Here is a 19,894-nt window from a genome sequence, read left to right as displayed (position 1 = left end):
ATGCCCTCAGGGGGCTTTTTATTATGCAGAGAGGGACGAGATCATGGATGATCTGAAAACACGCGGTTTGGTGCTTTTGGGCTGTGGGAAAATGGGCTCGGCGATGCTCAAGGGCTGGCTCGATGGCGGTCTGCCTCCCAGCTCTGTGACTGTGCTCGACCCGAACCCGTCAGCTTGGCTGCAAGGCACCGGTGTGAAGCTGAACGCGGAGCTGCCGGACAATCCAGCGATTGTTCTCGTCGCGGTCAAGCCGCAGATGATGGGCGATGCGCTGCCGTCGCTGCAAAAGCTGGGCAATGGCACGACCGTGTTCCTGACCGTGGCCGCCGGGATCACCATGGCGAGCTATGAAGAGATGCTGGGCGACAAAACCCCCATCGTGCGCGCCATGCCCAACACGCCGGCTGCCATCGGGCGCGGCATCACTGGCATTGTCGGCAATGCTATGGCGAGCGAGGCCGATGTCGATTTGGCTGACAGCCTGCTGCAAGCGGTCGGGCAGGTGGTGCGCCTCGAAACAGAAGCGCAAATCCGGCCTCTCATGGCGATCTCCGGCTGTGGCCCTGCCTATGTGTTTCACCTGATCGAGGCCATGGCGGCGGCAGGCGAAAAGGCAGGTTTGACACCCGAGATGGCGATGCAACTGGCCAAGGCCACTGTCGGCGGCGCAGGTCAGTTGGCGGAAACCTCCGATGAAAGCCCGGCACAGCTGCGCATCAATGTGACCTCTCCGGGCGGCGTGACTGCCGAGGCGCTGCGCGTGTTGATGGATGAGGAAACTGGCTTCCCTGTGCTCTTGGAGCGTGCCGTCGAGGCCGCGATCAAGCGCGACGAGGAATTGGCATGAGCGGTGAGAAAGCCGCAGAGAAAGAAGCCGAGATCGGGTTTGACGACTTTTTGAAAGTCGATATCCGTGCGGGCACTGTGGTCCGCGCGGAGCCCTACCCGGAGGCGCGCAAACCGGCGATCAAGCTCTGGATCGACTTCGGTCCGGAGATCGGCGAGAAAAAATCTTCGGCGCAGATCACCGTGCATTACACGCCCGAAACCTTGGTCGGGCAACAGGTCATGGCCGTGGTGAATTTCCCGCCGCGCCAAATCGGCCGGTTCATGTCCGAAGTACTGGTGCTCGGGTTCCCAGACGCGGATGGGGCAATTGTCCTCGCGCAGCCGGGGCTTTCGGTGCCGAATGGTGGACGGATGCATTAAGGCCTGATTGGGGGCTTAGATGCCCCCCGTCGCCTCGCGCCAATGTTTGCGGCAAAGCGAGACATAGCGCTCGTTGCCGCCGATATCGACCTGTGCGCCTTCGGTCAGCACCATGCCGTTCTCAGACATGCGCACCACCATGGTTGCCTTTTTCCCGCAATGACAGATCGTGCGTACTTCGCGCATCTCGTCCGCCAGTGCCAAAAGCGCCGCGGAACCCGGGAAGAGATTGCCCTGAAAGTCGACGCGCAGCCCGTAGGCCATCACCGGCACTTTCAAATCGTCGACCACGCGCGCCAGCTGCCAGACCTGTTCCTTGGTCAGAAACTGCGCCTCGTCGATAAAGATACACGCCAGAGGGCCGTCTTTGAGACGGGTCTCGATCTTGGCGAACATATCCTCATGGTCCTCGAAGGTGTCCGCCTCATCGCCGATGCCGATCCGACTGGCAATGCGTCCGGCGCCTGCGCGGTCATCAAGTTTCGCGGTGATGAGATAGGTGTCCATCCCGCGTTCGCGATAGTTGTAGGAGGCCTGAAGCAGCAGGGTCGATTTGCCTGCGTTCATGGTCGAGTATTGAAAATAAAGCTTTGCCATGCGCCGTTCTGTGCCAGATCACAAAGGCAGGGATCAAGCGGGCAATGTGCTCGAACCTATATGAAGGTGAAAAATTTGCAGCAAGGCAGTGGTGTTGCGGGAAACTAACGGGTGGAAGCGTGAGAAAAACTCATGAACATGTCCGGCGTTTGCCAAAGGCAAAGGGGATGAGGGTGCCAGAACCGACCTGAAAACCTGCTTTCTCGAAAAAATGCTCCCACCCGACCCGATGCGTGACTGCATCGAATACTCTCTAAACCCCGCAACAGCAGGTATATGCTTGTATGTCATGCGAAAATCGGGAATTTAATGGGAAATGGTTTATGGAATTCCCCATGGGATGGACGACGTAAGGGGTTGAGACACGCACAATGGATGCTGCTGGGAATTATCTGAAGAAACATACGGAAGCGCTGGTCAAGGATGTGGGGCTGGAAGCAGCCTGCGCGCTGACCGGAAAGTCCAAGGCGACTCTGGGGCGCTATTATTCGACGGCGGATGAGCATTCGGATCGCTTCATTCCGGTCGATGCCGTTGCCCAGTTGGAGGCGGCTGCGGGCTATCCGCATGTGACCTCTGCTTTGGCGGAGTTGAAGGGCATTGCGCTGTCTTATGATGCGGCACGCAACGAGCATCCGAAACAGGGCGGCGTGAACACCGATGTGGTCGCGCTCTCTCAGCGGTTCGCGATGCTGATGGCCGAATACACCGATGCGATCGAGGACGGAATTATCACCTACAACGAGGCTAAGCGTTTGCTGCGAGAGACGCTTGAATTGCAACAGGTGCTGATCAATATGAAATTGCACCTTGAGCAGGAAGCCACTTGATAGGGCATTGACTTGGAATGAAAAAAGGCGGCCACTGGGGCCGCCTTTTTTATGTCTTTGCGTTAGCCGCGGCGTCTTTGCCGGGAGGGGCGGCCTTTCGCGCCACCGGGTTTCCCTGCGGGTTTTCCGGCAGGATTGCCGCCCTGTTTCGCGCGCGGTTTGCCGCCCGCATTTGCGCCACGCGGGCCACCGCCACCGCCGCCACGACGACGACCGCCTTGCGGTTTGGGTTTCGGCTCCGCCTTCATCCCATCGGCGGCCCAAGAGGCTGAGGTCGCCACAGGAATGCGGATTTTCATCACCTTTTCGATGGCGCGGAACTCATCAAGCTCGGTCGGCGAACAGAAGGCGACAGCCTTGCCATCACGTCCTGCACGCGCCGTGCGCCCGATACGGTGCACAAAGTTCTCCGGCACATTCGGAAGCTCGTAGTTGTAGACGTGACGCACCGCCGGGATGTCGATCCCGCGTGCGGCCACATCGGTCGCGACCAGCACTTTGATCTTGCCGGATTTGGCTTCCGCCAGAGTGCGCTCGCGCTGACCTTGCGATTTGTTGCCGTGAATCGCGCCCGCTTCGAATCCGTCGCGAACAAGGTTCTTCGCCATCCGCTCCGCACCGTGTTTGGTGCGTGAGAACACCAGCGCCAATTCGTCGGAATGGTCGCATAGCAACTCTTTCAACAGCTCGTATTTGTCGGGCTGCGGGATGAAATGCACCTCTTGCGCGATCTTGTCGGCGGCTTTGCCCGGAGGGGAGACTTCGATCCGCACCGGCGAGGTCAGGTAGCTCTGCGCGATCTCGTTCATGTCCTTGGACATCGTGGCGGAGAACAACATGGTCTGACGCTCTTTCGCGAGCATCGGCACCAGTTTTCTGAGCGCATGGATGAACCCCATGTCGAGCATCTGGTCGGCTTCGTCCAAGACAAGGAACGTGGTCTCGTCCAGACGCACCGCCTTGCGGTCGATCAGGTCCATCAAACGGCCCGGCGTGGCCACGAGAATATCGGTGCCGCGCTCCAGACGGTTGATCTGGGCATTGATCGACACGCCGCCAACGACGCGATTGAGTTTGAGGTGCGAGCCTTTGATGAAGGGGAACAAGCCGTCGGCGATCTGGTTCACCAACTCGCGGGTGGGCGCCAGGATCAGTGCGCGCACGGTTTTCGGCGCGGGTTTCGAGCCGTCACTGTAACACATGTGCATGAGCGGCAACCCGAATGCGAGCGTTTTGCCCGTTCCGGTCTGTGCCAGCCCCATCACATCGCGGCCCTGCATTACTTCGGGAATGGCGCGAGCTTGGATGGGCGTCGGGGTGTCGATGCCAATCTCTTTCAAAACATCGAGCAGCTTCGGCTTGAGGCCGAGCATGGAGAAATCAGTCATATCTGTCCTTTGGTGGGAAACCCACACGCTAGACGCGCCCGCTTTCGCAGGCACTTGGTTGGTCGCGGAAAAGGTCTCCGGAGCGCGCCATATGCCCACCCCGTCTTTCCGCCGGACCCCTTGCGTGATGTTGGGAACCTTTGGGCGTCTCTTGGTCGCCCGATATTCCACCCGGCGCGTCAAACGCGGCTGCTCACGCGGCAGCACGGGGTAGGAATGTCGCTCAAATGGGGGAGAGTGGGGCAGAAGTCAAGGGATTTGCCGCGCTGCAACAAAAAACGCCCCGTCAATGCGGGGCGTTTCCTAAGTCTTTTAAGGCTTCGGCGATCAGGCGTCTTGAAGGCTCAGCACCTCAATCTCGCCTTCCAACCGGGCCTTGATCGCCATGGCGGCGGCATGGGACGCTGCGGCGGTGGTGAAGTACGGGATCTTGTCGTAGAGCGCGACGGAGCGAATTTCACGGCTGTCGTCCAGCGCCTGCTGGCCTTCGGTCGTGTTCAGCACCAAGGCGATCTCACCGTTTTTCATCATGTCGACGATGTTCGGACGGCCCTCGTAGACCTTGTTCACCACTTGGCTTTCGATGCCGTGTTCCTTGAGGAACTTGGCAGTGCCACGAGTTGCGACGATCTCGAAGCCCAGATCCACAAGCGTTTGCATCGCTTCGACCATCTTCGGTTTCTTGTCGTAGTTCTTCACCGACAGGAAGACCTTGCCCGAGCGCGGCAGATCGGTGCCGGCGCCCATCTGTGCCTTGAGGAAAGCGCGCGCAAAGCTCTTGTCTGCACCCATGACCTCGCCGGTCGAACGCATTTCCGGGCCGAGGATCGTGTCCACACCCGGGAAGCGGGCGAAGGGCAGGACGGCCTCTTTTACGGCAAAGCGACCGGTGCCCTCAGGCGCGACCAGATCGAATGTGTCGAGCTTTTCGCCCGCCATGACGCGCGCGGCGATGGAGGCGATTGGGCTGTTCACGGCCTTCGCGACAAACGGCACGGTGCGCGACGCACGCGGGTTCACTTCGATGAGGAAGATCACGTCGTCCTTGACCGCGAATTGCACGTTCATCAGACCCACAACGTTGAGCTCAAGGGCGAGCGCTTCGGTCTGACGTTTCAGCTCTTCGATGATCTCGGGCTTGAGCGAGTAGGGCGGCAGGGAGCAGGCGCTGTCACCGGAGTGGACGCCCGCTTCCTCGATGTGCTGCATGATGCCCGCAACGTGGACTTTTTCGCCATCGCAAAGCGCATCGACGTCGATCTCGGTCGCGCCGGACAGGTAGTGATCCAGCAAAACCGGGCTGTCGCCAGAGACTACCACGGCCGAGGAGATGTAGCGCTTGAGCTGCTCCATGTCGCGGACGATTTCCATCGCACGACCACCCAACACGTAGGACGGGCGGATCACCAGCGGGAAGCCGATGCCTGCCGCGATTTCAATGGCTTCCGCGTCGGTGGAGGCGATGCCGTTGGTCGGTTGTTTCAGCTCCAGACGGTTGACGAGGTCCTGGAACCGCTCGCGGTCTTCGGCAAGGTCAATCGCGTCGGGCGAGGTGCCGAGGATCGGAATGCCTTCGGCCTCAAGCGCGTTGGCGAGTTTCAGCGGCGTCTGACCGCCGAACTGAACGATGACGCCGTGCAGCGTGCCGTTTTCCTGTTCGACACGCAGGATTTCCATGACGTGCTCAAAGGTCAGCGGCTCGAAATAGAGACGATCGGAGGTGTCATAGTCGGTCGACACGGTCTCCGGGTTACAGTTGATCATGATCGTCTCGTAACCCTGTTCGGTCAGCGAGAAACAGGCATGACAGCAGCAGTAATCGAACTCGATGCCTTGGCCGATCCGGTTCGGACCGCCGCCCAGAATGACGACTTTTTTGCGATCCGAAGGACGCGCCTCGCATTCTACTTCGCCCATCATCGGGGCCTCGTAGGTGGAATACATATAGGGGGTCTGCGCCTCGAATTCGGCGGCACAGGTGTCGATGCGTTTGAACACGGCGGTGACGCCGAGGTTGCGACGCGCACGGCGTACATTGGCCTCGTCGCGGCCTGTCAGCTTCGCCAGACGCGCGTCGGTGAAGCCCATCATCTTGAGCTTGCGCAGGCCTTCTTCGGTGACCGGCAGGCCATCGCGTTTGACCTCGGCCTCGGCCACGAGTATCTCGCGGATACGAGCGAGGAACCACGGATCGAAGCTGTTGATCTCTTGGATTTCCTCGTCGGAGAAGCCAAAGCGCATGGCTTGGGCGATCACGCGCAGACGATCCGGCGTGGCTTTTGCCAGCTCGCGGGTGACCGATTTGTCGATCTTCTGCTGCGCGACCTCGTCGGCGCCCAAAAGGATGCGCGGCAGGGTCGTCGCGGAGCCGTCGGCCTCCACGATGTCGGCGGCTTTCGGCATTTCCGGCAGCTCGATCTCGTCAAAGCCGGTGAGGCCCGATTCCATCGAGGACAACGCTTTTTGCATTGACTCGTGGAAAGTCCGACCAATCGCCATCACCTCGCCCACGGATTTCATCGCGGTGGTGAGGTTCGGCTCGGAGCCCGGGAATTTCTCGAAGGCGAATTTCGGAATTTTGGTGACGACATAGTCGATGGTCGGCTCGAAGGAGGCCGGCGTCACCTTGGTGATGTCGTTGTCCAGCTCGTCGAGCGTATAACCCACGGCCAGTTTCGCGGCGATTTTCGCAATCGGGAAACCGGTGGCTTTCGACGCCAGAGCGGAAGAGCGCGACACGCGCGGGTTCATCTCAATGACAACCATACGGCCATCGACCGGGTTCACCGCCCACTGCACGTTGGAGCCGCCGGTTTCGACGCCGATTTCACGCAGCACGTTGATCGAATGCGTCCGCATGATCTGATATTCTTTGTCGGTGAGCGTGAGCGCCGGGGCCACGGTGACCGAGTCGCCGGTGTGGACGCCCATCGGATCGACGTTCTCGATGGAACAGACGATGATGGCGTTGTCGGCGGTGTCGCGCACCACCTCCATCTCATATTCTTTCCAACCCAGAAGCGATTCATCGACGAGGATCTGAGCGACCGGAGAGGCCTCGAGACCCGAGCGACAGATTTTCTCGTAGTCGTCCCGGTTGTAGGCCACGCCACCACCGGTGCCGCCAAGCGTAAAGGCGGGGCGGATGATCGCTGGAAGGCCGATGTGCTCAAGCGAGTCCATCGCGATCTTCATGCCCGCACCGATGTCGTATTTGCCACTCTCGAGCTTTGGTGCGGCGACAATGTCGGCCTTCGGGTTCTCGATGCCGAGACGATCCATCGCCTCGCGGAACAGCTTGCGATCTTCTGCCATTTCAATGGCTTCACGTTTCGCGCCGATCAGTTCGACGTTGAATTTCTCCAACACGCCCATGTCGGCGAGCGCCAGCGAGGTGTTGAGACCGGTCTGGCCGCCCATGGTCGGCAAAAGCGCATCGGGGCGCTCTTTTTCGATGATCTTGGCAACGACTTCCGGCGTGATCGGCTCGATATAGGTCGCATCGGCCATGTCAGGATCGGTCATGATCGTCGCGGGGTTGGAGTTCACCAGAATGACCCGGTAGCCCTCTTCCTTGAGCGCCTTACAGGCTTGCGCACCTGAATAGTCGAATTCACAGGCTTGCCCGATGATGATCGGCCCCGCACCAATGATCATGATGGAGGAAATATCGGTTCTCTTCGGCATGGCAGACCCCGGAATATGTTTGAGCAGCTTCGACGCGTGCCGAGCAGGGCGCGCGCAAATTGTCGTGGGTTATAGTCATGACGGGCTGGCGCGCAAGGGCGGATTTCCAAAAAACGCCCCAAGCCGTCTGGCTCAATGTCGATGATAGACGGAATAGCCGAAAGAGGCGACCATAGCGGTCATCACCAGCGTGCCCCAGATCTGAAACGACACCAATGGCCAGCGCAGGCGGTCCTGAACCCAATAGGACATCTCCGGCGCGAAATTCGAACTGAGAATCGCGATGAGCGCAAACCAGATCACGCCGCGCAGGAGACCGATACGAAAAACAAAGAGCGGGGCGAAGGCGGCGATGGCGATGTAGTGGTAGCTCCAGCTTAGCGGATTGGCGAGCGCGAAGAGCCCCATGACAAAGGGCCAGACCCAGCCGCTGTCCGCGCCATGACGTTCGGCGCGGCGAATGAGAACGGCACCGATGGCCAAGGTGGCCAAAACCGCAAGGCTCGACAGGGTTTTCCAAAGTGCCGGTTTGATCATGAAGTAAAAGCCTTCGCCCGGTTTCATGTCGATGCCGTAGAGCGCCGTCCAGTCCGGGATCGACCGGTCGCGCAGGGTGTCCTCGAAAAACATCTGTCCGATCATCGGGTCGAAAGACCACGAGACGGGCGTCACGAGAACCGTGCCGGAAATGGTCGAGACCGTGTGCAGGAACAGCGCGTGCAGCGGCCAGCCAGTCAATGCGATGGACAAAAGGCCAAGCGCGAGGCCGAAGCCGACAAAGGACACCACGGTGCGCCGATGGCCGCCGGCCAGAAACAGGATGACGAAAACCGCGGGATAAAGCTTGATCGCCGCTGCCAGAGCCAATGCTGCTCCTCCTGCAATCTCATGGCCGTTTCGGCTTCGCTCGATGCTCAGAAGCGTCAGAAAGGCGACGAGAATTTGGAACTGGTTTTGCATCAGGGCGATCTGGCCGATGGCGCTGAGTGAAAAGAACACCATGCCGATGAGAAGAGACGGGATCACTGGGGTCGGGCGCCGCGTGATGCGCAGCGCCAGGAGCGCGCAAGAGGCCAGTAATACTGGGTTTATGTAAGAGGCGAAGGTGCGGATGGTCTCATAGTCGGCAATCTGGCTAAGCTTGCCCATGAGAAAGACCCAGATGGGTGGGTAGATGAACGGAAAGACTTCTTCTGTCTCGCCATCTACGGTCAGCGCCTCATACCAGTCTCGCGGCGCATAGAGGTCGAACATGCCGTTCTCGAGCGGGGGGTAGATGTTATGGGTCTCGCCCGCGACCCAGGCTTTGCCCGCCATCCATGACGCCAGAAAATCGGGGGAGGGCACTTCGGCGTAAATCGTGACGCAAAGTAGGGAGAAACCAAAGATCAGGCAGGCGACGGACAGCCACTCGGACCGGGTGATCGGTTTTGTCATGTTGTTTTACTCGTAACAGATTGCTGCATGAAAGATCGCGACACGGCGCGTCCCCAAATCTACTCACTAAATTTTTTATGCAGTTTCTGTCATTCAGTGGCGCCACGCAAGGGCTCAGGCCCGGCGGAGGCTTGACTTTCCGCTCTGGGCCTTGTGTATCAGCGCGAGCGTTTTCGAAACGATTGCCCACATCTCCTAAAGGGATCCGATCCATGCATGTCTACCGCAGCCATACCTGCGCCGAATTGAACAACTCCAACGTGGGCGACACCGTACGCCTCTCCGGCTGGGTGCATCGCATCCGGGATCATGGCGGCATTCTTTTCGTCGATTTGCGGGATCACTATGGCATGACGCAGGTGCTTTGCGATCCGGACAGCCCGGTGTTCTCCGAGATGGAAAAGGTGCGTTCCGAGTGGTGTATTCGTATCGACGGTACCGTGAAGGCGCGTGACCCGGAGCTGGTGAACCCGAAATTGCCGACCGGTGAGATCGAGGTCTTTGTGCGCGATCTCGAGGTGCTGGGCGCGGCTGCCGAGTTGCCGCTCATGGTGTTCGGCGATCAGGAATACCCGGAAGAGACCCGTCTCAAATACCGCTACCTCGACCTGCGTCGCGAGCAGATGCAGAAGAACATGGTGATGCGCTCCCAAGTCGTCGCCGACCTGCGTCAGCGCATGTGGGGCAATGGCTTCAACGAATTCCAGACGCCGATCATCACGGCGTCTTCGCCGGAAGGCGCGCGTGACTTCCTCGTGCCGTCCCGTCTGCACCCGGGCAAGTTCTACGCCCTGCCGCAGGCGCCGCAGCAGTTCAAACAGCTGTTGATGGTCTCTGGTTTCGACAAATATTTCCAGATCGCACCGTGCTTCCGCGACGAAGACCCGCGCGCTGACCGCTCGCCGACGGACTTCTATCAGCTTGACATGGAAATGTCCTTTGTCACGCAACAGGACATCTTTGACGTGATGGAGCCGGTGATCGCCGATATGTTCGACAAATTCGGCAAGGGCCGGAAGTCGAACCGCGATTGGCCGCAAATCTCCTATCGCGATTCCGCGCTGTGGTATGGCACCGACAAACCGGACCTTCGCAACCCGATCAAAATGCAGGACGTCTCCGAGCACTTCCGTGGCTCTGGCTTTGCGATCTTCGCCAAGCTCCTTGAGCAAGAGGGCAACGAAGTGCGCGCTATTCCGGCGCCCAAAGGCGGCTCACGCAAGTTCTGCGACCGGATGAACAAATTCGCCCAACAAGAGGGCCTGCCGGGGATGGGTTACATCTTCTGGCGCGATCAGGGCGATGGCATGGAAGCCGCGGGTCCGCTGGCGAAAAACATCGGGCCGGAACGCACTGAGGCGATCCGTCAGCAGCTGGGTCTTGAAGTGGGCGATGCGGCCTTCTTCTTGGGGGGCAAGCCGAAGTCCTTTGAGCGTGTGGCTGGCAAGGCCCGCACCGTGATCTGGGAAGAAACCCCGAAAGCGCCGGAGGACGAGAACTGGCGCGATGCGTTCAAATTCGCTTGGATCGTCGATTTCCCGATCTACGAGCAGGACGAAGAGACCGGCAAGATCGATTTCGAACACAACCCCTTCTCCATGCCGCAGGGCGGGATGGACGCACTGATGGGCGATCCGCTCAAGGTGCTGGGTTGGCAGTATGACTTGGCGTGTAACGGCTATGAGTTGGTGTCCGGCGCGATCCGGAACCACAAGCCGGAGATCATGTTCAAGGCATTTGAACTGGCGGGCTATGGCAAGGATGAGGTCGAGAAGCGCTTTGGCGGTATGGTCAACGCCTTCCAATATGGCGCCCCGCCGCACGGTGGTTGTGCCCTTGGTATCGACCGCGCGGTGATGATCCTCGCCGATCAGGAAAACATCCGCGAAGTGATGCTCTTCCCGATGAACCAACGTGCCGAAGACCTGATGATGGGTGCGCCTTCGGAGCCGACCAACGAACAGCTTCGCGAGTTGAACCTGCGGGTCATTCCTCAGGAAGACTGATAGGGACCAGCACGGTTAAGCCAGACATCAAAAAAGGGCGCGGAACATTCCGGCGCCCTTTTTCTTTGGATGGGCCGAAAGGGTTATATCACCTTGCGCGGCTCGATCCGGGATTGCACAAGCCCCGCGATCCGCGCCACATCGGAGCCGTAGGGCAAGCCCTGTTCGCGCTGAGCGACCAGCGCCTTGGCAGCCACTTCCATCTCCGCATCGCCCGCCGTGCGTGCGACGCCTGAGAGAAACTGCGCGATGTAATCCAAAAGGTTCTCGCCGCCTTCCGTGGTTAAAAGATCGGCGATATGGACGAAATCGTCCTGAAGCGCGATGGGATCGGGGTTGATCTCGTCAGAACTCACCGCGTGCAGGCCTTCGGGGCGGACACCGTCGGGCAGGCAGGAGAGAACGCATTCCTGAAATGCACCAAGCGAAGAAATCGGTTTTTCGATGAACCCATCGGCGCCGGCCGCAATCGCCAGAGCTTCGGCGCCGCTGTCGCCGGACATGCCCAGCACCACATCGACGCGAGGACGGGCATGCGATAGTTCGTCGATCAGTTCCGCGCCGGAGCCATCCGGCAGGCCGAGATCGACGATCACCACATTGGGACGATAAACGCGCAGATGCTTGCGCGCAGAACTCAGGCTGTCGGCCCGTCGGATGCGCGCGCCGGAGCGCAGGCACAAAAGCCGCATCGCTTCCGAGGCAAATCGGCTGTCCTCGACAACCAAAACGGTCAGCCCAAGGAGCGGGCGCTCCGCGGTCGGGGCCTGTATCGTCAACAGGCGTTCAAGATCATCACTCATTGTTCAGCTCCATCCAGTGCGATTCAGAGTAAACCGCAGAACTGGTGAACGAGCGGTTAACCCAAAGCGTTGTTCGGGAAACCGTTGCACCGTGAATTGCACTGTGAGCGTTATCGGTGCGGCAAATGCCTTGCGAGAGGCCCGGTCTCGGGTGATAAACGGGCGGATATTTCATGGAGGAAGAGAAATATGATCGGTCGCCTGAATCACGTCGCCATTGCCGTGCCGGACCTCGAAGCCGCATCCGCGCAATATGCCAACACGCTGGGCGCCAAGGTGAACCCGCCGCAGGATGAGCCGGATCATGGCGTGACCGTGGTCTTCATCGAGCTGCCGAACACAAAGATCGAACTGCTCTATCCTCTGGGGGACGACTCCCCGATCCAAGGTTTCCTCGACAAGAACCCGGCGGGTGGCATTCACCATATTTGCTACGAGGTCGACGACATCCTCGCCGCCCGCGACAAGTTGAAAGAAGAGGGCGCGCGCGTCCTTGGCACGGGCGAGCCGAAAATCGGTGCCCACGGCAAGCCGGTGCTTTTCCTGCATCCGAAAGATTTCAACGGCTGTCTGGTCGAGCTGGAACAGGTCTGAGATGGGCATCACCTCGGCCATCGTGCTCTACGCGGTGACATGGTTCATGACCATGTTCGTCGCCTTGCCGATCGGGCTCAAAACCCAAGGAGATCTGCGTCATGAGGACGGCATCGACAAGGTGGATGGCACCCATGACGGGGCGCCCGCGAATTACAACCCGAAGCGCAAGGCGCTTTGGGTCACGGGGTTTGCGACGGTGATCTGGGCCATCTTGGTGGCGATCATTTCCTCGGGCTGGATCACGTGGCAGGATCTGGACTGGACCGCCAAGCTGCCGTCAGTTGCGGACCGCTGAACCGGAGGGGGCGGCTCCGCGCGCGGCGTTGCCTTCGAGCCGCATGAACATATGAGTGAAGGTCGCAGCCCCCAGAACAGGGATCAACAGGTTGACCAAAGGTATGGTGAGCGGGATGGCCATCAAGGCCCCCGCCAGCCAAATCTCCGGCATATGCCGTTTGCGCGCGGCCTTCGCGCCCTCGCGGCCTAGACGGCGCATCGCGACCATCTGGAAATATTCGCGGCCCAACAGGAACCCGTTCAAGGCCCAAAAGATCACGGGTGCGGCGATGTTGAGGAGCAAGTAAAGCACGAGGGCGATCAGGTTCGCCACCACGATCACGCCCAGAAAGCCCAAGGAATCCATGATGATATCCGACAGGCTCTGACGCGGCACTTCTGGCAACCCCGGGTAATGCACATCCTCGACTGCCTCCGAGACCTCTTCGAGAAAAATGCCGGTGAAGGCCGAGGCGACCGGCACCATAAGAAAGACCGAGAGGCCGATCATCAGGAAGAACGAGCCGATGGAAAGCGCGTTGTCGACCCATGTGATCTCGCCGATGAAGGGCAGGGTGAATGTGTCGGGCACGAAGACGCCGATGATCCAGACAAAGGCCAGATAGATCGCGATCAGAAGCGCCACAGTGAGGCCGAGGCCCTTGAACAGCACGGATTGAAAGCGTTTGTCACTGAGCTGGCCAAGCGCCTTTGCAAAATCCCTGAACATCAGGCGGAGACCCATTCGATGATCTGGTCGAGATCGGGGCGGGGACGTTCTGGCGGCGCGATGGTTTCGGTGCCGATATGGATAAATCCAGCGATGCTTTCATGCTCGGCCAGACCCAAGCCCTCTTCGCAGAACGACCGGTCATGCGAGGCCCATCCCGACAACCAATTTGCGCCCCAACCTGCCGCCAGTGCCGCGTTCAACAGTGACAGACACACGGCTCCGGTGGAGTAAAGCTGTTCGATGTGCGGGACTTTTTCGCTGTCTTTCGGGGAAAAGACCACGGCCACGGCGAGATCGGCGTCGGCATATTGACGCTTGGCCTTCTCAACCTTCTCCGGCTCAATGCCGAGCTTTGCGGCCAAAGGCTCTATGCGGTCCGCCAACCGGGTGAGCGCGGCTTTCTCCAAGACGATGAACCGCCAAGGCTCCAGTTTGCCATGATCTGGCGTGCGCGCGGCGGCGGTCAACAGCGTCATGAGCGTGTCGCGATCCGGCACGGGGGCTGTGAGCGTTTTGGCCGGACGGGACCGACGGTTCAAAAGAAAATCGAGCGCGGCGGGGTTGGGAGCGGGCATGAGAGGCCTTTCATCTGCGGTTCCTGCAACATGTCGGCGTTTTTGTCGGTGTTTTCAACCGCGCAGATGGTAAAGGGAGGCATGGATAAGGTGGAATTGAAAGCAGCTCTTGAGGCCGCCGTCATCGACGGGATGCTGTCGGTGCGCGTGACGCCCAAGGCCTCGCGCAATGCGGTGGTGGTCGAAGAGGGGCCCGAAGGGAGGCTGGTGCGGGTCTACGTGACTACGGTGCCCGAAGGCGGCAAGGCGACGAAAGACGTGATCAAGCTCCTAGCCAAGGCGATGGGGCAGGCGAAATCGACGCTGACACTCATTCGAGGAGAGACTTCGCGGGACAAGGTGTTTCGGCTCGACTGAACCTTACTCCTCCACAGGCGACAGCCGGTAGGCGCCCTCGGGGAGATCAAGCGCTGCGCCGAGATCGTGGAGCTGTTGCAACGACAGAGTGATTTTCTGTGTGCTGTCTGTGCGCGGGTCGTATTGTTCGACCGTCACGCATTCGGCAAAGGCCGAAATGATGACATCCTCGAGAAGAGGGGCTTCGCCCTCATCCACTATGGTGACGACCGTCGCGTCAAAATCGTGTTCGATTGTAAACATGGTTTGATGCTGCACCCGCCGCACAGCAAAAGCAAGAGGCTGCGGTAGTCACGAGCTGTGATCCTGAGGCAACTTGATCGGATGAATTTATATTCCGACTAAAATAATAAGTTAATCCTCTTGCATCTCCCTGTGGATTTTGTGTTTTGAGAGGCAGCCAGTTGACGCGAGCTATCCACATCCGGGATCAGGTTCCGTCGCTTGGGCTGTCTTACCCCATGATCACTTGGTCGTTTGCTGCGCCGCGCCTGCGCGCATGGCGCGCTGTGATGCGTGGCCAGCTTTCTGGCGCCCGGATGATGTGATCCACTTTGAAACATTTTTGGAGACGCACCATGTCCGCCCTTCCTCCCCGCCGCGCATCGCTGTCGCGCGGTTTCCTGATGACCACGGCCCTAAGTTTTTTGCCTTGTGTGGCGCTGGCTCAGGACGACCTGATCATTCTCGACGAGATCGTCGTCTCGACCGCCTCTGGCCTTGAGACCACCGTGCAGGATGCGCCTGCCTCGATCACCGTGATTGATCAGGACACAATCGCCCAGGAGGGCGCGCGCGATCTAAACGATCTGTTGCGGCGTGTGCCGGGGCTTAACCTGACACGGGGCAATAACGGGATTTCCAGTGTCTCCTTCCGCGGCATCTCCTCGAACCGGACGCTCACGCTGGTCGATGGCAAGCGCATCAGCACCGGCAAAAGCTTTGCGCGCCATTATCAGGGTGATCTGAACGCCGTGCCTCTGGATGCGATCGAGCGGATCGAAGTGGTGCGCGGGCCGATGTCCACGCTCTATGGCTCGGACGCCATGGGCGGGGTGGTGAATATCATCACCAAAGAACCGAGCGGCGTCTGGGGCGGTTCGATCACCACCGATTTCGGCTTTGGAGAGTCGGCGACCACGGCGGACAGCCGGCAAATTTCCGGCTACGTCAGCGGTGCCTTGAGCGAGACGGTGGATGTTGAACTTTGGAGTAAACTTTCCGAGCGTGACGCCCCTGAGGGCTTTGTCTGGACCGATGACACCGGCGCGGAACAGACCACCTATGGCTCCGACGGCTCGAACGCCCGCGAATTTGGTGCGCGCTTCACATGGCGGCCCAACGGGGCGGTTGAATGGGGGTTTGAGTCCACCACGGGGCAGGAGAAATACCTCGCCTCCGAGGGCGCACATGACACCAACAAGATCGACCGCGAGGGCTATGCCATCACCAACGAGTGGATGGTCGGGGCGGGGACCCTGTCGAGCTACCTGCGCTACGAGGATTCGTCCAACGCCTCTTGGGTCGATCCGGCCTGGGGCGATCCGATCACCTATCAAACCACCACATTTGAGACCCGCTATGCGGCGGAGACCTTCCTCGCGGGCAAAGCCTTTGGCTATACGCTGGGCGGCACGATTGCGAAAGACAAGCTGAGCGATCCGGCGACGAACCGCGATGGTGCCGTGATCGAAGGCGATGTGGTGACCGGCGCGCTCTATGCCGAAGGGCGCTATGATGTCACCGACGCCCTGACCCTGACCGGCGGGCTGCGCTACGATCACCATGAGGAGTACGGCGAACACATCACGCCGCGGCTTTATGCCAATTACGATTTCGGCGGTGGCTTGATGCTCAAGGCCGGCTATGCGCAGGCCTTTGTGGCGCCTGATCTGCGCTCGCTCAACCCGAACTACAAAATGTCGTCGCGTGGCAATGGCTGTAAACCCTACACCGGGCCTTGCATCATCTACGGCAACCCGGATCTGGAACCGGAAACCTCTGATAACTACGAGATCGGGCTGAATTATCAGGGCGGTGTGGTCAATTGGGAGCTGACGGCGTTTTACAACGACATTTCCGACATGATCGGCGCGCGCAAAACCGGCGAAGTCGACCCGGACACCGGATATGACGTGTTTGAGCGCACCAATATCGAAAGCGGCAAAACAGCGGGGATCGAGGGGGGATTCGCTTGGGATGTGACCGAAGATGTGATCTGGAGCAGCTCGTTTACCTATCTGGCAAAATCCGAGTTCAAATATGAAGAGCTCGATCATGCTTTCCCGATGGCCACGACACCGAAATGGAACGTCACCACTGGGGCTAGCTGGCAGGCGAATGATCGTCTGACGCTTTCCGGCGACATCACCTATGTCGGCAAACAGATCGGCTATGTGACCGAAGACGAGCTGAGCGCAGATGAGGCCCGCGCGGTGCCTGCGGGGCAAAACAAGGATCCGTATTTTCTGGTCGATGTGGCGCTGGGCTATGAGCTGACAGATGCGACCACTCTGAACCTCGGCATCGACAATCTGTTTGATCAACAGCCCGCTGATGAGACCTCTTATCGCGAAAACGGGCGTCTGTTTAAAATCGGTTTGACGACGCGGTTTTGAGGAACCTCTGGGAGCCGGGGCGGGATATGCCCCGGTTTTTCGCTCATAAAGGGAGGCCACAGCGATGTGACTGGTCAGCCGTAACGCTTGCGGTTATTTTCGCGAAAAAGCGTGTCGGAGACCGAGTAATGTATCGTGCAGGCCTTTCCATTTTGATGGCACTCACCCTCGCGGGCTGTGTCGAAACCACAACCGTGCCGAGTGCCCCCGCCGCTGCTCCCGTGAGCCGGGCGACGGGGCCGGGCCTGACGGTGGCCGATTTCAACCGCATCGTCGCCCGCGTCGAGCCGGTGGCCGAGCGGGAATGCCGCACGCGCACCCAAGGGGCGAATTGCGATTTCAAGATCGTCGTCGAAACGGATCCGCGCGCGCCTTCCAATGCCTGGCAATCGCAGGACAAATCGGGGCGTCCGGTTTTGACCTTCACTTCGGCGCTCTTGAAAGATGTACAAAACGATGACGAACTGGCCTTTATCATGGGGCACGAGGCGGCGCATCACATCTCTGGCCATATCGCGCGGACCCAACAAACGGCGATGACCGGTGCGCTTTTGGGCGGCGTCCTGATCGCCGCGATCGGGGGCGACGCCAATGCCGTCTCAAGCGCACAGGATATCGGCGCCACAGTGGGCGCGCGGCGGTATTCCAAAGATTATGAGCTGGAGGCGGACAAACTCGGCACGGTGATTTCCTACTACTCGGGCTATGACCCGTTGCGTGGTGCCGCCTATTTCACCCGCATTCCTGATCCCGGCGATAGGTTCCTTGGGTCTCACCCGCCGAATGGCCAACGGATCGAAACCGTGCGCCGCACGATGGCGAAATTGTAGACATTTGCACAGACAGATCACACGATTGAGTGAGGAGCCACCCTGTGGCCTTTCCTGCGTCTGAATTGTGCCGTACCCCTCAAAAAACCGAGTCCGATGTAAGCTAACCCTACGTCATGCTTGGGAAATTTGACAAAAGGGTATGGTGCGAGATGGCGGTCCAAATCACTGGTAACATGATCGGCACTTATGGTTCCGCCTCGCTAAATGGCACCAACCCGCCCAATCTGGAGCTGACTGTCTCTGGCATCACTCCGCTCGGGACTTCGGACGATATCTATTACCTCGAGGTCTACCAAAACCCGTCGGACACCTTCACCAATGGCCAGTTTTGGCGGCTGACCGATGCCGATGGCAATGTGATCATGGAGGGGCTGAATCCCGATAACAACAATTACCAGAACATGGGCGCAGGCGACGAACATGTTCTGTTTCAGAACGGCTATATCCTCGACATCTCAGGGTTGGATGGATCTACGATGGTCTATACCTCGGCTGATGAGATCGCCGATCCCGGCAGCGGCAACAACGATGGCGAACTGCAGGTCTCAGAGGTCGAGAACGCGATGGTGATTTGCTTCGCGGCCGGATCCGTCTTGCGCACGGCGGCTGGGGCGAGACCTATCGACGACATTGCCGTGGGTGATCTGGTTTGGACCGCCGATCACGGGTTGCAACCTGTGCGCTGGGTCGGCACCTCGAAGATTGACCTGACGCGTACCCCGGATTTGGCGCCGATCGAAATTTTACGCGGCGCGCTGGACCGTCATGTGCCGCGTCACCCAGTTTTGGTCTCGCCGCAGCACCGCGTGCTTATCACCGGGTATCTTGTCCAGCTTTACGCGGCACTTGAGGAGGCTTTGGTCCCCGCGCGGTGTTTGGTGAACGGCGAGACGATCCGCCAACGAAGTGACTTAATCGAAGTCACCTATGTGCACCTGATGTTTGATCGCCATGAGCTTTTGGACAGCGGCGGTTTGATTTCTGAGAGCTTCTTTCCGGGGGCAACGGCCGTGGGCGTGCTGGAAGAGTCCACACGCGACGAGCTGTTCCGTATTTTTCCAGTGCTACGCCTGTTCGGAGAGGCCGCCGCGGTGCCTTTGGCGCGTCCCGAGATTCGGGGCAGGGCGGCTGCTCTTTTCGGGCGTGCGGCGTAAGGATTTCGGAAATCCCGTAAACAACGCCTTAATTTTTCGCGTTTTCGGTGCAAATGCCGCCGAAACCCGCCTCAGGTCCTGCGTTTGATCAGGATCAAAGAGGCATATGCCCCTCCATGGTCTTTTTCTTGCGGGATGTAAAAACGCATATCATCGGAGGCTGTCATGACCAAGTTCGGGACATTTGAAACCCACGCGCGCCTTGTGGAACGTATGGCGGGCGCTTTGGGTGTCGATCTGGAAGAACGTGCCCAGCGTGGGGTGGAGGTCTCGGAGGTTGAGGCCACTGACCGCGTCTATCGTTGCCTGAGCTGCACGGCGCCCGATATGTGCGTCAAGTTTCTCGATGCGCAGGCCGAGATGGGTGCCCCAGCGCTTTCTGCCACGCGCTACTGCCGCAACAAAGCTGAGCTTGAACGCCTCGCGGCGGAATGAGCCTCGGCGAGCTTTAATGGAGGACGATATGACGACAGACATCCTTCCGCGCTTGAAACCGGGAACCGCCTGCCTCATGCATGGTATGGCTGACCGGCTGGGCGCAGATGTGGTGCGTGCCGCCGCATCCGGTGAAATCTCGACGCAGGAGCTTTCCAATATGGAAACCCGCTGTGGCCAATGCACCCAGCATGACGCCTGTATCCTGTGGCTGCTCGAGCATCAGGGACCGCAAGACGCGACCCCGGAGTATTGCCTGAATACGCAGGAATTGAACTACGTCCGTGCCGTGCAGAACCAGCTTGCGGCAGAGTAAGTCTATCACTCGCAGAAGAAAAGAAGGGGCCGCGAGAGGCCCC

21 protein-coding genes are annotated in these 19,894 nt (G+C 59.4%); 13 read left to right on the top strand and 8 right to left on the bottom strand.

The features are described 5' to 3' along the window. Positions 1-43 precede the first annotated feature (43 nt). Positions 44-847: a pyrroline-5-carboxylate reductase gene (proC, locus tag J5Y17_RS11955; RefSeq protein WP_219785482.1), complete on the top strand. Its 804-nt coding sequence runs from the start codon at positions 44-46 to the stop codon at positions 845-847. Next, entirely contained in the window at positions 844-1,209 is a 366-nt protein-coding gene (locus tag J5Y17_RS11950; RefSeq protein WP_219785481.1) for a tRNA-binding protein, read from the top strand. The genes proC and J5Y17_RS11950 overlap by 4 nt, the downstream gene beginning before the upstream one ends. A gap of 15 nt (positions 1,210-1,224) precedes the next feature. Here the strand turns inward: J5Y17_RS11950 and J5Y17_RS11945 are convergent, their stop codons facing one another. Then, positions 1,225-1,806 carry a thymidine kinase gene (locus tag J5Y17_RS11945; RefSeq protein ID WP_219785480.1) on the bottom strand — a complete coding sequence of 194 codons (582 nt, stop codon included), beginning with the start codon at positions 1,804-1,806 and terminating at the stop codon, positions 1,225-1,227. Between the two features lie 371 nt (positions 1,807-2,177). On the opposite strand from J5Y17_RS11945, the gene J5Y17_RS11940 reads away from it, so the two are divergent. Continuing rightward, entirely contained in the window at positions 2,178-2,636 is a 459-nt protein-coding gene (locus J5Y17_RS11940; protein WP_219785479.1) for a hypothetical protein, read from the top strand. Between the two features lie 62 nt (positions 2,637-2,698). Here the strand turns inward: J5Y17_RS11940 and J5Y17_RS11935 are convergent, their stop codons facing one another. The 3 genes from J5Y17_RS11935 to J5Y17_RS11925 form a co-directional block, all read right to left on the bottom strand. After that, positions 2,699-4,024 carry a DEAD/DEAH box helicase gene (locus tag J5Y17_RS11935; RefSeq protein WP_219785478.1) on the bottom strand — a complete coding sequence of 442 codons (1,326 nt, stop codon included), beginning with the start codon at positions 4,022-4,024 and terminating at the stop codon, positions 2,699-2,701. A gap of 327 nt (positions 4,025-4,351) precedes the next feature. Next, on the bottom strand, positions 4,352-7,711 hold the full coding sequence (gene carB, locus J5Y17_RS11930; protein WP_219785477.1) for a carbamoyl-phosphate synthase large subunit: 3,360 nt from the start codon (positions 7,709-7,711) through the stop codon (positions 4,352-4,354). Between the two features lie 132 nt (positions 7,712-7,843). After that, entirely contained in the window at positions 7,844-9,148 is a 1,305-nt protein-coding gene (locus J5Y17_RS11925) for a glycosyltransferase family 87 protein (protein WP_219785476.1), read from the bottom strand. 212 nt (positions 9,149-9,360) lie between these two features. Here J5Y17_RS11925 and aspS point away from each other — a divergent pair, with 212 nt between their 5' ends. Beyond that, positions 9,361-11,154 carry an aspartate--tRNA ligase gene (aspS, locus tag J5Y17_RS11920; protein ID WP_219785475.1) on the top strand — a complete coding sequence of 598 codons (1,794 nt, stop codon included), beginning with the start codon at positions 9,361-9,363 and terminating at the stop codon, positions 11,152-11,154. A gap of 83 nt (positions 11,155-11,237) precedes the next feature. On the opposite strand, the gene J5Y17_RS11915 is transcribed toward aspS, so the two are convergent. Then, positions 11,238-11,957, bottom strand: a complete 720-nt coding sequence (locus tag J5Y17_RS11915) for a response regulator (protein ID WP_219785474.1) — start codon at positions 11,955-11,957, stop codon at positions 11,238-11,240. 189 nt (positions 11,958-12,146) lie between these two features. On the opposite strand from J5Y17_RS11915, the gene mce reads away from it, so the two are divergent. After that, positions 12,147-12,551, top strand: coding sequence for a methylmalonyl-CoA epimerase (gene mce / locus J5Y17_RS11910; RefSeq protein WP_219785473.1), 405 nt, complete (start codon positions 12,147-12,149; stop codon positions 12,549-12,551). Position 12,552: 1 nt separating this feature from the next. Then, entirely contained in the window at positions 12,553-12,849 is a 297-nt protein-coding gene (locus J5Y17_RS11905) for a DUF1467 family protein (RefSeq protein ID WP_219785472.1), read from the top strand. Here J5Y17_RS11905 and J5Y17_RS11900 read toward each other — a convergent pair. After that, the gene (locus J5Y17_RS11900; protein WP_219785471.1) at positions 12,832-13,560 is read right to left on the bottom strand and encodes an EI24 domain-containing protein; all 729 of its coding nucleotides are present in this window, start codon (positions 13,558-13,560) and stop codon (positions 12,832-12,834) included. The two genes, J5Y17_RS11905 and J5Y17_RS11900, sit on opposite strands and share 18 nt — an antisense overlap. Further along, entirely contained in the window at positions 13,560-14,138 is a 579-nt protein-coding gene (locus J5Y17_RS11895; RefSeq protein ID WP_219785470.1) for a nitroreductase, read from the bottom strand. Before J5Y17_RS11895 ends, J5Y17_RS11900 begins: the two co-directional genes overlap by 1 nt. An 81-nt stretch (positions 14,139-14,219) precedes the next feature. Here J5Y17_RS11895 and J5Y17_RS11890 point away from each other — a divergent pair, with 81 nt between their 5' ends. Next, entirely contained in the window at positions 14,220-14,495 is a 276-nt protein-coding gene (locus J5Y17_RS11890) for a DUF167 domain-containing protein (RefSeq protein WP_219785469.1), read from the top strand. 3 nt (positions 14,496-14,498) lie between these two features. On the opposite strand, the gene J5Y17_RS11885 is transcribed toward J5Y17_RS11890, so the two are convergent. Then, complete coding sequence (locus J5Y17_RS11885; protein WP_219785468.1) at positions 14,499-14,738, bottom strand: hypothetical protein; 240 nt, start codon at positions 14,736-14,738, stop codon at positions 14,499-14,501. Positions 14,739-14,899: 161 nt separating this feature from the next. Between J5Y17_RS11885 and J5Y17_RS11880 the strand changes: the two genes are divergently transcribed. The 6 genes from J5Y17_RS11880 to J5Y17_RS11855 all read left to right on the top strand — a co-directional run bounded on the left by J5Y17_RS11880 (position 14,900) and on the right by J5Y17_RS11855 (position 19,851). Next, positions 14,900-15,043: a hypothetical protein gene (locus tag J5Y17_RS11880; protein WP_219785467.1), complete on the top strand. Its 144-nt coding sequence runs from the start codon at positions 14,900-14,902 to the stop codon at positions 15,041-15,043. A gap of 30 nt (positions 15,044-15,073) precedes the next feature. After that, the gene (locus J5Y17_RS11875) at positions 15,074-17,113 is read left to right on the top strand and encodes a TonB-dependent receptor domain-containing protein (protein WP_255572059.1); all 2,040 of its coding nucleotides are present in this window, start codon (positions 15,074-15,076) and stop codon (positions 17,111-17,113) included. A gap of 155 nt (positions 17,114-17,268) precedes the next feature. After that, positions 17,269-17,943 carry a M48 family metalloprotease gene (locus J5Y17_RS11870; protein WP_255572058.1) on the top strand — a complete coding sequence of 225 codons (675 nt, stop codon included), beginning with the start codon at positions 17,269-17,271 and terminating at the stop codon, positions 17,941-17,943. Between the two features lie 152 nt (positions 17,944-18,095). After that, positions 18,096-19,100, top strand: coding sequence for a Hint domain-containing protein (locus tag J5Y17_RS11865; RefSeq protein WP_219785465.1), 1,005 nt, complete (start codon positions 18,096-18,098; stop codon positions 19,098-19,100). Between the two features lie 165 nt (positions 19,101-19,265). Then, on the top strand, positions 19,266-19,535 hold the full coding sequence (locus tag J5Y17_RS11860) for a DUF6455 family protein (protein ID WP_219785464.1): 270 nt from the start codon (positions 19,266-19,268) through the stop codon (positions 19,533-19,535). Between the two features lie 28 nt (positions 19,536-19,563). Further along, complete coding sequence (locus J5Y17_RS11855; protein ID WP_219785463.1) at positions 19,564-19,851, top strand: DUF6455 family protein; 288 nt, start codon at positions 19,564-19,566, stop codon at positions 19,849-19,851. Positions 19,852-19,894: the final 43 nt, after the last annotated feature.

The organism is Celeribacter sp. PS-C1 (assembly GCF_019429625.1).
Taxonomy (GTDB): Bacteria; Pseudomonadota; Alphaproteobacteria; order Rhodobacterales; family Rhodobacteraceae; genus Celeribacter.
Note: the sequence above shows the minus strand (reverse complement) of the source record. Positions and strands in the feature narration are given on the sequence as shown.

What these genes read in the sequence shown, in the direction of transcription:
- proC (WP_219785482.1), top strand. Translation starts at nt 44, where the DNA reads ATGGATGATCTGAAAACACGCGGTTTGGTGCTTTTGGGCTGTGGGAAA.
- J5Y17_RS11950 (WP_219785481.1), top strand. Translation starts at nt 844, where the DNA reads ATGAGCGGTGAGAAAGCCGCAGAGAAAGAAGCCGAGATCGGGTTTGAC.
- J5Y17_RS11945 (WP_219785480.1), bottom strand. Translation starts at nt 1,806, where the DNA reads ATGGCAAAGCTTTATTTTCAATACTCGACCATGAACGCAGGCAAATCG.
- J5Y17_RS11940 (WP_219785479.1), top strand. Translation starts at nt 2,178, where the DNA reads ATGGATGCTGCTGGGAATTATCTGAAGAAACATACGGAAGCGCTGGTC.
- J5Y17_RS11935 (WP_219785478.1), bottom strand. Translation starts at nt 4,024, where the DNA reads ATGACTGATTTCTCCATGCTCGGCCTCAAGCCGAAGCTGCTCGATGTT.
- carB (WP_219785477.1), bottom strand. Translation starts at nt 7,711, where the DNA reads ATGCCGAAGAGAACCGATATTTCCTCCATCATGATCATTGGTGCGGGG.
- J5Y17_RS11925 (WP_219785476.1), bottom strand. Translation starts at nt 9,148, where the DNA reads ATGACAAAACCGATCACCCGGTCCGAGTGGCTGTCCGTCGCCTGCCTG.
- aspS (WP_219785475.1), top strand. Translation starts at nt 9,361, where the DNA reads ATGCATGTCTACCGCAGCCATACCTGCGCCGAATTGAACAACTCCAAC.
- J5Y17_RS11915 (WP_219785474.1), bottom strand. Translation starts at nt 11,957, where the DNA reads ATGAGTGATGATCTTGAACGCCTGTTGACGATACAGGCCCCGACCGCG.
- mce (WP_219785473.1), top strand. Translation starts at nt 12,147, where the DNA reads ATGATCGGTCGCCTGAATCACGTCGCCATTGCCGTGCCGGACCTCGAA.
- J5Y17_RS11905 (WP_219785472.1), top strand. Translation starts at nt 12,553, where the DNA reads ATGGGCATCACCTCGGCCATCGTGCTCTACGCGGTGACATGGTTCATG.
- J5Y17_RS11900 (WP_219785471.1), bottom strand. Translation starts at nt 13,560, where the DNA reads ATGTTCAGGGATTTTGCAAAGGCGCTTGGCCAGCTCAGTGACAAACGC.
- J5Y17_RS11895 (WP_219785470.1), bottom strand. Translation starts at nt 14,138, where the DNA reads ATGCCCGCTCCCAACCCCGCCGCGCTCGATTTTCTTTTGAACCGTCGG.
- J5Y17_RS11890 (WP_219785469.1), top strand. Translation starts at nt 14,220, where the DNA reads ATGGATAAGGTGGAATTGAAAGCAGCTCTTGAGGCCGCCGTCATCGAC.
- J5Y17_RS11885 (WP_219785468.1), bottom strand. Translation starts at nt 14,738, where the DNA reads ATGTTTACAATCGAACACGATTTTGACGCGACGGTCGTCACCATAGTG.
- J5Y17_RS11875 (WP_255572059.1), top strand. Translation starts at nt 15,074, where the DNA reads ATGTCCGCCCTTCCTCCCCGCCGCGCATCGCTGTCGCGCGGTTTCCTG.
- J5Y17_RS11870 (WP_255572058.1), top strand. Translation starts at nt 17,269, where the DNA reads ATGGCACTCACCCTCGCGGGCTGTGTCGAAACCACAACCGTGCCGAGT.
- J5Y17_RS11865 (WP_219785465.1), top strand. Translation starts at nt 18,096, where the DNA reads ATGGCGGTCCAAATCACTGGTAACATGATCGGCACTTATGGTTCCGCC.
- J5Y17_RS11860 (WP_219785464.1), top strand. Translation starts at nt 19,266, where the DNA reads ATGACCAAGTTCGGGACATTTGAAACCCACGCGCGCCTTGTGGAACGT.
- J5Y17_RS11855 (WP_219785463.1), top strand. Translation starts at nt 19,564, where the DNA reads ATGACGACAGACATCCTTCCGCGCTTGAAACCGGGAACCGCCTGCCTC.